Below are 10,024 nucleotides of genomic sequence, written 5' to 3' on the forward strand. Positions count from 1 at the left end.
TCGGCCGCCAAGCGCGTCCCGGCTTTCTTGTTGCGCACGACGATGCCCATACTCTGCCAGCTCGTCAGGGCTTCGCGGACTTTTGCCCGTCCAATACCGAGCTGACGCGCGATTGCGACCTCGGGGGGCAGGCGATCGCCAATCCGAAGGCCTTCCGCTTCGATCATCTCAGACAGCGCATCCAAAACATCGCGACTGGTACTGCCTGATGGTAACACCTGCAGTGAATTTGCAGCGTCTTCCAACTGTTCCTTGGATTGGAAATTTTCTGGCACGTTTGACGGCTCCGAATCAAGTTCATTCCGACACTACACATAATGTCAGACAAAATATACTTTAATGTCCGACATTATAATTGAACGCTGTTTTATCAATGGCTATCAAACCGTGTTGAGTGGGTCAGAACTGAGGCAGAATAGGCCCATTGCACGTTTTTTGCTTTTGAAAGCTCAAACCCGAATTGGGAGAAATGGGGCATCCTACTGAAAAAGGCTCGTAGGTCGGCACGGCCCATAGCTGCCGTTCGTCGGACCTCTGAAGTGCTGCAGTCGCAGCCCGCAATGCTGACTTTCGCTGCCAGTGCACATCAGGATGTTCTCCACGGATGCTAATTCTAAGGCTCGCCAAAGTCATGCAGCGCGTGGTTAAAGTTCTTCAGGGAAAACCTGAGGCGGGGTATGGCTATGCTAACGGGAATTGGAGGTGTTGAGCGGTTCTGAGCCAGGCAGAAGTAACAAGAAGGTCCAGCGCCTGATCCTAATCAACAAGCAAACGGCTCCTTGTGATTGAGCTCATGTGCTATTGTACGTCCGACCAAATATTCGGCTTACAATGGACAGTCCCAAACAAGACCGCATGCTCTTCGAAGTTGTCGGGCAAAATCCGAATGCGCGCCTGAGCCAGTATTGTTGGCGCAGCCGAATGGCGTTGACTCACAAGAAGCTGAGGTTTGAGTCACAGCCTTGGCACATAACCGACAAGCAGAGGATCGCGCGTTCAGGGGATGTCACCGAACCGGCATTGGTCGATGGCGGAAGGTGGGTGCGCGATAGCTGGCAAATTGCGACTTACCTGGATGAAACCTATCCGGACTACCCGCTTTTTGACGACATATCGTGCAAAACGAAAGCGCTGTTTGTGAACAACTGGGCCGACAGCACGCTTCATCCTCTCATCTTTCGTGCCGTTATTGCCGAGCAACTTCCACTGACTGCGAATTGTGACAAAACCAACTACAAGGAAAGAACGCTTTCGAAGTTCGGCCAAAGTGTAGAAGAAATCGGCTCGGATCCGGAGACTGCGCGCCAAGCTGTTCAAAATGCAATTGTTCCGCTTGAAACGACCTTGGCCGAGACATCGTTTCTGGGTGGCGACGACCCTGACTATTCGGACTACATTCTTTTCGGCACGTTCCAATGGGTGCGCGTTGTCAGCTTCAGTTCACTCTGGTTGCCGAACAGCGCGCTTCACAATTGGTTCGAAGTGATGCTGGACGCTTTTGACGGTGTGGGGCGTGCGCAACCACCGCGCAGTGAGCTTTAGGGAACCAAAGCAGATCGATTAGAGCGAATGTAATCTGCGGTGCGAAAGACCAATGCGGCCAATGTTGCTGTTGGATTAATTGCACCTGGCGTTGGAAACAGGCTCGCGCCCGCAATAAACACGTTATCGACCTTATGAAGCTGTCCAAAGGAATTTGTAACGGAGGCAGACGGGTCGCGCCCCATGATTGTTCCGCCCATCATGTGCATCGGGTTTTGGGGACCTGCCCATGCGTCGCTGGTTCCTGCGGCTTTGAAGATGCGTAAACCCTCGGCCTTGGCGAGATCAGATCGGGCCGCGTTCTCTTTCGGAAGCGAGTTCGTGACATGGGCTTGCGGCAGACCAAAGCGGTCCCGTTTTGAGGGGTCGAGGGTAATGCGGTTTTCCGGTATGCTGTCTTCTTCACAAAGCACGGTCATGTTGCCGTAATGCGCACTGGCTCTTCGGAGATATTTATTCAGTGCTTCTCCGAACAAGTCAGGCTTTGCCAGGGCTGTGCCTAACAAGTCGTTTGGTTTTGCAGCTTGACCCACTAACCACGCGCGGCTGCCAAAAGCCCCCGTCGTGGGCTGTTTGTCGTCATACCCATCCAGGCACAGTGTGTTTGCTCCGGACACGCCGGTATGCGGTTCTGTTTCCTCTGAAAACAACCCATGAATCGTTGTGAGCGCGTGGGATGTGAAGTATTGTCCAAGTGTTCCGCTGCAATTGCCGAGGCCATTTGGGTGCTGGTCGTTCGATGACAGCAACAGCAGCCGCGCATTCCAGATGGTATGACAGGCAGAGATCACAATGTCGGCGGGTTGAAAGTTCTCTTGACCTGTCTCATCGAGGTAAACAGCGCCGGTTACCTTCGATCCGGACGCATCGGTCTCAAGACGTGTCACATAGGCGTTGTGCCGCAGGTCAACGCCTGATTTCCTGGCGCGGGGCCATTGCAGAACAAGTGGGTTCGCCAATGCCCCGATCGGGCATCCGGCATCGCACCAGCCATCCAACAGGCACCCCGCTCGCCCGTTATAGGGTTCACTATTGATCGCAAGGGTGTTGGGAGTCAGGGTCAGGCCTTCGGCCGCGAAGCCCTTTTTGATGGCTGAGGATTGCTTTGAAACGGGCATGGCAGGCATGGGATAGGACGCACCCGGAGGTGCATTGGGATCTGTATCTCCGGAAACACCGAAATATGCCTGAGCATGATCGTACCAAGGCCGTAGATCGTCATAACCAATTGGCCAATCCAGACTGCGGCCATACAGCGACCGGACGTGAAAATCATCCGGATGTAGCCGGTACCAATTGGCATACCAGTGCAGGCCGGCCCCACCTGTGCCCCATCCCATGGCAAAGTTTGCGGCTCCGACCAGATCGCCGGATTCAAGAACCTCGGGCCCCGCCCATCTGAGACGGCGCGACCAGATTTGTGAGCTGACCATATCCGACAGCTGTCGTTCCGGTCCGGCCTCCAAGACTAGCACGTTGAAACCGGCTTCACCCAGTTCGACCGCCATCGTGCTACCTGCAATTCCGGAACCGACGATCAGGACTTCAACTTTAGCATGTGAGGTCTTCGCCATCGGTTCTCTCAATTCCGGATTGAGCCACGGGTGCGCCCTGAACTACCAGGGTTGGGGCGGCGTGATATGAGCCAAATAGGGGATTCCAAGATCCACAAACCCTGCTTCCGTGCCATAAACGACATCTACTGCGTCGCTGCGTGATATGAAGTAGAAGAAGTTTGGGTCGGGATCACTCCAGACCTGCATTTTCGACGCCACCGCGTCTGCAATCATTTCGGTCTGCTGGCTTTTGGTCAATTGTACAAAGGGTTGCGCAAATCGGTGCGCACTTTCTTTTTCGATCCCAGCAATTCCGTTTCGATAAAATCCAGTCATGTCACTCGCGTCCAGATACCTCAACAGAAGCAAAGAGGCTAATTGCGCTCTTGAAAGGCTTTGATCGACAAATTGCGCGACACCAGCATTGCCTGCGCCAGTGACAATGACATTGCACCAAGCGGAAAGTGTTTCGGCCTCTGTGGTGGATAATATGAGAAAACTTGTCTGTTCGACGGTCTTCGCCTCCGCGTTACAAGACAAGCTACGGATAGCAATGCTTGTCCAGACTGTTGTCGGGATTATGCCGGTAAAAAAGCGTCTTCGCCCCATCATTCGACCTGCCTCCCCTCACTGAGTATGAGTGAAATCAGTTTGGCAGCTTCGCTACCTTTGTCAAACGAGCGCAATTCAAAGTCATTATTACCGGTACAACCTTACGCAATTCGGACCCGAGGCGTTCTTTCACGCAGAAAGTACAATTCATATATTTCGTAAGTTGCTCATCTTTGTTCCGATTCATCACGTTTGCGACGTGGAAGGCAGTCAAAACTAACTCCGAAATCCAATCTCGGTCACAAAAACCTTGGGAGACATCCCGCTGAACAGGTCTTGCAGCTTCCGAAGTTCGGCCTCAGGCCCATGGAGTTCGACTCCGGTAATCTCGACCAATGTCTGTGTGTTTTCGAAGATGTGGCTCCCCACCTCCATATGCCGGATCACAGCATCAGCACTATCGTAGTCTTCACGTGACACTGCAGACCCATCCGCACCGAAACTATAGGCTGACGAAAGGTGACCGGTTTCTAGGTCGCGCAAGCCAACCATCTCTGCGCAATTATTGCGAAAGGCCTCTGCATGGGCTGCAGGTACGGAAAAGTACCCGATGATAGTAACGATTTGTGGAGTCGACATAACATCTCCTAAAATCTTAGTTCAATAGCTTACGTGGTTTTTGTAGCCGGCTAAAATTTAGGCGCCGCTGGAATTGCCCAAAACCACTTAGGCAGTACCAACATACTACGGCAGCCTACGAATCTGAGTGTAACGATGCGCTGGCTTTCAGTGCCAATGTTTCGCCGGACTCGGCCGAAATAGACGACAACATTGGTCAACTGGCCTTCATCTTCGCCCTATACCGAATTCAGGATCCGCTCTCTGGACAACATTTGGACTGTATTGTTTAGAAACCGAAGAAGAGCGTCGCGTTCATTCTCAGGCAATTGAATTTCTTGGCCTATTAAGGACAGCCCTTAGCAGTCACTCGAGCTGGTGTCGGAATGCTGCAGTCGCAGCCCGCATTGCTGTCGTTCTCTGCAAGTGCTCGATTTAGGTAGTACCGAAGTTCTGACCCGCGGACAAACCTGCCGTTAGCACAATATCCCGAAGGTCCGGTCCAGCCCTATTGTTGCCCTTGGGGCTAACTTGGCCTCGTGCCAGGAACGGACACAATGACAGTTTGGTCTTTTAGACAAAGACCGATGCTGGAGTAGCTCGCTCATCCTGTCCTTTCATTCAATCTTCCTCCCGTTCAGCAACCAGGTGCGCATCATGCCTTTGCCTCGAACTTCTATCAAACCGCGTTCGACGAAGATGAATCGGTTCTTGAGGCGTTCATGAACGTCCGATGTCACCTGGATTTGACCAGGCTCGCCGGTTTGCTCCATTCGCGCCGCCATGTTAACCGCGTCGCCCCAAACGTCGTAGAAGAACTTTTGCCTGCCTACGACTCCAGCGACGACCGGACCGCTGGCGATACCGATGCGAAACGGCACCGCACGTCCTTTCGGATCAACTAGGTCAGCAAGCGCGTCGCGCATCTCCAGTGCGAGATCTGAGAGTGCCTCAACTTGGTCTGGCCGCGGCTCGGGCACGCCACTCACAACCATGTAAGCATCGCCGGTGGTTTTGATCTTCTCTAGGCCATGTTTCTCGACGAGCGTGTCAAGATCACTGAAGACGTCGTTGAGGAATCGAACGAGATCCTCCGGCTCCGTGTCGCTTGCCCGCGCGGTGAACCCCTCCATGTCGGCAAAAAGGACAGAGGCCTTATCGTATCGGTCGGCAACTACTTCGCCGACACCCTCCTTGAGACGTGCAGCCACACTGACAGGTAGGATGTTCGCGATCAATGCCTCGGAACGCTCGAACTCATGCTCAGCCGCCGCCTCGGCGTGCGCGATCTGACGCATCGCATAGAGTACGATCGAAAACAGGATCGTGAAGCTCAGTACGACAGACGGAATGAAATTCGCCACGAAAACCAGGTGCGGTGACCGCAGCCCTGTGTTCACCGGAGCTATGGCCTCCAGAATGATCGTGACCGTAGCGGCCAACACGACCAGCGCGACTGCAACTGGCAGGCGTATCTCTCCGTAGAACGGAATGAGAAGCGCCGGAACCAGCAGGGCCCAGAAGTGCAATCCCGACCCGGTTCCAAAGATCAGACATAGTCCTGAAATATCGGCCAAGCCGACCGCGATAAGCAGGGACGCTCCCAGCGACGGCCCCCACCGATGCATTAACGGGACGGCGCTAAAACCGAGCGCGGCGCCGAGATGGACGAGCGATGCCGGCCACAGGCCGGGATTGGGGTTGATCATATGGGCGACGACAAATCCCAAAGAAATCGCCACGAGCGCAAATGCGGTCGCGTTCACAACGCGGAGCCGCCGCGCGACCTTCTCTGGATAGCGTTCGGTGCCAAAGCGGATCGTTGGAAGAACTCGGCGCCATTTCATACGGACCCCTCCAATGCCTACGATCGTAATTGGGTGTCGGAATGAGATGACCGTCAAGCTTGCAGGCAGTGTGAAACGTGCGCGACAGCATGAATGAATGCCAGCATCGTGGCGCGAAACTTACGTCGCCAAGGATGAGCCTCGCTGGCAAACCTTCCACTTGGTCACGTCGTCGGGGACATCCCGATTGGGTCAAGAATACGCAAAGCGCACGTGAACCAAACGTCCGGATCAACCGATATTGCCGCCGTTCGCACGCACAGCAGCATCCTGGAGAAAGGGCTCATTCCAGATCTTGGTGCCATTGAAGAAAGGCCCCCTGCCCCGCCAAAAACTGATCACGCGGAACGGCCCATAGGCTTAGGGCGGCGTCCGCATGATAAGACAAATATGCTTCTCAGGCTGGCAGTACTGTTGCCTGCCCCACTGCGTCTCACGTCTCATAAGAGACATTCACCCTTCAACCCAGTGCGGCGGTACTTCACCAGACCAGACCTTCCCTACCACGTAGTATCTGGCCTCCTGTGAATTCACACGCTGCAAAAAAAACTTTCAATTCAACAGCCGTTGGCGCCTGGGGGTTCGTACGGCCGCAACACTGGAACCCATCTAGGCACCGCTGCCTTGTACCGTAGGTGCTCCTCGCCAAAGCGTCGTTCCAACCCCGGCTCTTCTACGAATATGAAGTAAACCGTATTGAGAAGAAAAAACACTAACGCCCAGCCGAGCAGGAGCGGGCTGTTCAACGCCATGGCTTCAGCCAATATCATTAGAATGACCGATGAAAGCATGGGATTGCGTACAAAACGAAAAGGTCCACTGACCACAAATCTTTGAGGTGGATCCCACGGTGCAGGAGTTCCATGCCCATCATGAACAAACCGCTTCATCGTGTGGGCAGCCAAACAAGCGCGGGGACAGCCAACATCGCCGCCACAGCCCAACGGAGACGCGTCCCAACACTTGCGCCAAATGGCCAATGTTCGGTGAACCATTGGATCAAAATTGGGATGTAAATCAGCGCTGTTCCTGGAAGGATAAGCACTGTTTTAGTCATTCGCCAAAACATGGAGTAGACTTACCGTATCTTGTCTATCGTCGGGAGCGCGCCGCACTTTATTTTCATTTGCGGAAATCATTTGAGGCAACAAGCAGGACATCGCGATGCGCAATGCAATCTTCTTACCCCTGGCGGCATTGTTCCTAGGGACCATCATGAACGTTGAACCGGCAGCCGCCGCCTCGCTCGGACGATACGAGGTATTTGGCGTCGAAGACGGTGACATGCTGAAAATGCGTGGTGGGCCTGGAACAGGCTACATTGTGATTGTTGGTCTGCCAAATGGAACCGCCTTACGAGTTCACAGTTGCGAGCAAACCGGTGGCACCCGATGGTGCCGCGTTTCCTTGGAGCGCGCTCGTGGGCTCAAGGGGTATGTCTCTTGGGCATACTTGCGAAAAATTTGAAACAACGGTGATCAGCGTTACCAATTTAACAGCATCCATGAAATGTCGACAGAAGAAGCCCTCTCCGTCTAGTTGGAACTGCTTAACATGAGCTTTGAACTGACTTGCGAGCCACAAAGGAGTCGGCCCTTCAATTGAATCGGTGAAGCCACTCGCGGCCCTTTGCTGACATTCGGCGCACACCAAATCTGGCAGGCCAACTGCCCGTTAGGGGCCATCTATACATAGAGCAGCAATTTGGAGAGTTTGATGGCGGCAACGCAGGACTGAGCTGTCGTTCCCTGTTTACAATCGAGGTGTTCTCAATGGCGAATAGACACGTTTGCTTTCAGGCTGGATCGGATACTAAACCAAACCTGCCTCGACATCCCAAAACGGCATTTCCTGCCCGATCCGGTCAGCCAGAAAGTCCACAAAAGCTCTTACCTTCATTGGCATATGGCGCCGCTCGTGAAACACGGCGTAAAGCGCCTGTTCCGGCAATGCATAGCCCGGCAGCACCCGGATCAGACGTCCGTCGGCGATATGAGCACCGGCCACAAACGTCGGCAATCGCCCAATACCAAGACCGTCAAGCAAGGTTGTGCAAAGCGTCTCGCTGTTGTTGACCCTGAGAGTCCCTTTTGTGCGTACTTTCAGCTCACCATTTTGGTCTTGGAACACCCATTCCATCGGATCGCGCGAATAGGCATAGTGCAAGCAGTTGTGCAACAGCAGATCCTCCGGATGTTGAGGTGAACCCTGCCGCGATAGATATTCCGGCGATGCAACAATGACACTGTGGATCGGTGCCAGTTGGCGCGCGATCAAGGCTGAGTCCGGCAAGGTGCCGGCCCTTATGGCCAAATCGAGCCCAGCATCGATCAGATCGACGATACGGTCATCCATCGTCAGGTCCAGCGTGATGTCAGGATAGTTGGCAAGAAATTCTGTGAGCAACGGCGCTACATGCCGCCGCCCAAACGACATTGGCGCGCTCAATTTCAGGTGCCCAACCGGACGCCCCTGTACTGCTGCAACGGCATCTTCCGCTTCCTGCGCTGAGCCAAGCGCTTGAACCGCATGATTCAGATAGATCTCCCCTGCTTCGGTCAGCGAAATGCTGCGCGTTGAGCGGTGAAACAGTTGGGTGCCAAGATGGGTTTCCAGCGTTCCAATCCGTTTACTGACGGCCGACTTCGTAATCCCCAGCCGACGCGCCGCCGAGGCAAATCCACCACATTCGGCCACAGCAACGAATACAGGGATAGCGCCGATCTCGATCATGTCATGCTCCCGTGGGTAACTTTTTCTCACCCTTTAGTTTCTATAGTAGCCAATTAACACTCTTTAGGAAACTCATTAGTTAATCGGCAGTAAGCAATGAACGGAAGCCGGTATGCTCAAAACACTCATCAACGAAATTTCGCGAGGCATGCCGGTACGCATTGACGGGCGCTTTCACCGTCTCTCCAGCCCATTTAGCGACTGGATCGGCCCGGATGCGGGCCCCAGTTTGTCGACCACTCCCTATCGCCACCTGTTCAAGGCTTCCTCGTGGTACCACGGTGTCGATCCAGTGTTGGTGCTCAGGGGACTGCGTAAGGCGTTCTGCGTCATCTGGATAGACTGGATGATACCTGACGATAATTGCATCTTAGTAGCAGGGGCTGTGTGATGCCTCATTTTGTCAGAACCTTGCCTCCAACAGTCCTGATCATCGTCATCGGCGCGCTCGTCGGGGTCAGCTTCACGTTAACCAAATTGGTGGCAATTGCAGGTACTCCGCCACAGCTGGCGCTGTTCTGGCAACTCTTGGTCGCAAGCCTCGTTTTGTTTCCAATCATGGTCAGCTTCGGCAAACGCCCACTGCTGAGACGCCGGTATCTGCTCTACTACCTTGGTGCCGGTTTCCTTGGCATCAGTGGGCCCGCTCTGGTCGGCTATATGGTCCTGAGCTATGTCTCGACTGGGTTCTACTCGGCGCTGGTCACCCTTTCGCCACTCTTCACTTTCGGGATTACGGCTCTGGTCGAACGGCAAATGCTGCCGCGACACCGGTTGGTTGGAATTCTGATCGGACTGGCCGGAATCAGCCTTGCCACCTACAACGGATTCGATCTGTCCGCGGTGGCTCCACATTGGATCGCTGTGGCGATTGCAGGCCCTCTGCTACTGGCAATGGGTAACGTCTTCCGCAGCCGGATCTACCCATCCGGCGGTGATCCTATGACGCTGGCAACGGGAACCTTGGTTTTGCAACTGTTCTTGATTGGCCTGCCAATCCTGATAAGCGGCCAAATCGCAAGCAACACAATGCCAAGCCCTGGCACCATTGTCGCGATCACAGGAATTGGGCTGATCACCGCGTTCAGCTATGTGCTGACATTCGAGGTCCAGCGGCGCACCGATGGTGTCGGTTTTGCCCAGGTTGGCTATTTCGCCACGCTCTTCGGCATCGCT

The 10,024-nt window shown here is 54.2% G+C and carries 11 protein-coding genes; 4 read left to right on the forward strand and 7 right to left on the reverse strand.

Annotated features, from left to right (window positions below; translation table 11 throughout):
* On the reverse strand, positions 1-275 hold a 275-nt coding region (locus HW561_RS22845; protein WP_328803325.1), incomplete at its 3' end, for a FadR/GntR family transcriptional regulator.
* 580 nt (positions 276-855) lie between these two features.
* Between HW561_RS22845 and HW561_RS22850 the strand changes: the two genes are divergently transcribed.
* The gene (locus HW561_RS22850; protein WP_268952784.1) at positions 856-1,542 is read left to right on the forward strand and encodes a glutathione S-transferase N-terminal domain-containing protein; all 687 of its coding nucleotides are present in this window, start codon (positions 856-858) and stop codon (positions 1,540-1,542) included.
* Here HW561_RS22850 and HW561_RS22855 read toward each other — a convergent pair.
* The 5 genes from HW561_RS22855 to HW561_RS24365 all read right to left on the reverse strand — a co-directional run bounded on the left by HW561_RS22855 (position 1,539) and on the right by HW561_RS24365 (position 7,110).
* Positions 1,539-3,116: a GMC oxidoreductase gene (locus HW561_RS22855; RefSeq protein WP_176867661.1), complete on the reverse strand. Its 1,578-nt coding sequence runs from the start codon at positions 3,114-3,116 to the stop codon at positions 1,539-1,541. The genes HW561_RS22850 and HW561_RS22855 overlap by 4 nt on opposite strands.
* 42 nt (positions 3,117-3,158) lie before the next feature.
* Positions 3,159-3,710: a gluconate 2-dehydrogenase subunit 3 family protein gene (locus tag HW561_RS22860; RefSeq protein ID WP_176867662.1), complete on the reverse strand. Its 552-nt coding sequence runs from the start codon at positions 3,708-3,710 to the stop codon at positions 3,159-3,161.
* A 216-nt stretch (positions 3,711-3,926) separates the two neighbouring features.
* Positions 3,927-4,289, reverse strand: coding sequence for a hypothetical protein (locus HW561_RS22865; RefSeq protein WP_176867663.1), 363 nt, complete (start codon positions 4,287-4,289; stop codon positions 3,927-3,929).
* 596 nt (positions 4,290-4,885) lie between these two features.
* On the reverse strand, positions 4,886-6,115 hold the full coding sequence (locus HW561_RS22870; RefSeq protein ID WP_176867664.1) for an adenylate/guanylate cyclase domain-containing protein: 1,230 nt from the start codon (positions 6,113-6,115) through the stop codon (positions 4,886-4,888).
* A 557-nt stretch (positions 6,116-6,672) separates the two neighbouring features.
* Entirely contained in the window at positions 6,673-7,110 is a 438-nt protein-coding gene (locus HW561_RS24365; protein WP_408015412.1) for a methyltransferase family protein, read from the reverse strand.
* 169 nt (positions 7,111-7,279) lie between these two features.
* On the opposite strand from HW561_RS24365, the gene HW561_RS22880 reads away from it, so the two are divergent.
* Positions 7,280-7,582 carry an SH3 domain-containing protein gene (locus HW561_RS22880; RefSeq protein ID WP_176867666.1) on the forward strand — a complete coding sequence of 101 codons (303 nt, stop codon included), beginning with the start codon at positions 7,280-7,282 and terminating at the stop codon, positions 7,580-7,582.
* A 345-nt stretch (positions 7,583-7,927) separates the two neighbouring features.
* On the opposite strand, the gene HW561_RS22885 is transcribed toward HW561_RS22880, so the two are convergent.
* Positions 7,928-8,848: a LysR family transcriptional regulator gene (locus HW561_RS22885; protein ID WP_176867667.1), complete on the reverse strand. Its 921-nt coding sequence runs from the start codon at positions 8,846-8,848 to the stop codon at positions 7,928-7,930.
* Between the two features lie 112 nt (positions 8,849-8,960).
* Between HW561_RS22885 and HW561_RS22890 the strand changes: the two genes are divergently transcribed.
* Both HW561_RS22890 and HW561_RS22895 read left to right on the forward strand, forming a co-directional pair.
* The gene (locus HW561_RS22890; protein WP_176867668.1) at positions 8,961-9,239 is read left to right on the forward strand and encodes a hypothetical protein; all 279 of its coding nucleotides are present in this window, start codon (positions 8,961-8,963) and stop codon (positions 9,237-9,239) included.
* Positions 9,239-10,024: DMT family transporter (locus tag HW561_RS22895; RefSeq protein ID WP_176867669.1), on the forward strand; the 786-nt coding region annotated here is incomplete at its 3' end. The genes HW561_RS22890 and HW561_RS22895, both read left to right, overlap by 1 nt.

It is taken from the genome of Ruegeria haliotis, assembly GCF_013377785.1.
GTDB lineage: Bacteria > Pseudomonadota > Alphaproteobacteria > Rhodobacterales > Rhodobacteraceae > Ruegeria > Ruegeria haliotis.

Excerpts from the sequence above, each read along its gene's own strand:
- HW561_RS22850 (WP_268952784.1), top strand. The coding sequence starts at position 856 with ATGCTCTTCGAAGTTGTCGGGCAAAATCCGAATGCGCGCCTGAGCCAG.
- HW561_RS22855 (WP_176867661.1), bottom strand. The coding sequence starts at position 3,116 with ATGGCGAAGACCTCACATGCTAAAGTTGAAGTCCTGATCGTCGGTTCC.
- HW561_RS22860 (WP_176867662.1), bottom strand. The coding sequence starts at position 3,710 with ATGATGGGGCGAAGACGCTTTTTTACCGGCATAATCCCGACAACAGTC.
- HW561_RS22865 (WP_176867663.1), bottom strand. The coding sequence starts at position 4,289 with ATGTCGACTCCACAAATCGTTACTATCATCGGGTACTTTTCCGTACCT.
- HW561_RS22870 (WP_176867664.1), bottom strand. The coding sequence starts at position 6,115 with ATGAAATGGCGCCGAGTTCTTCCAACGATCCGCTTTGGCACCGAACGC.
- HW561_RS24365 (WP_408015412.1), bottom strand. The coding sequence starts at position 7,110 with ATGGTTCACCGAACATTGGCCATTTGGCGCAAGTGTTGGGACGCGTCT.
- HW561_RS22880 (WP_176867666.1), top strand. The coding sequence starts at position 7,280 with ATGCGCAATGCAATCTTCTTACCCCTGGCGGCATTGTTCCTAGGGACC.
- HW561_RS22885 (WP_176867667.1), bottom strand. The coding sequence starts at position 8,848 with ATGATCGAGATCGGCGCTATCCCTGTATTCGTTGCTGTGGCCGAATGT.
- HW561_RS22890 (WP_176867668.1), top strand. The coding sequence starts at position 8,961 with ATGCTCAAAACACTCATCAACGAAATTTCGCGAGGCATGCCGGTACGC.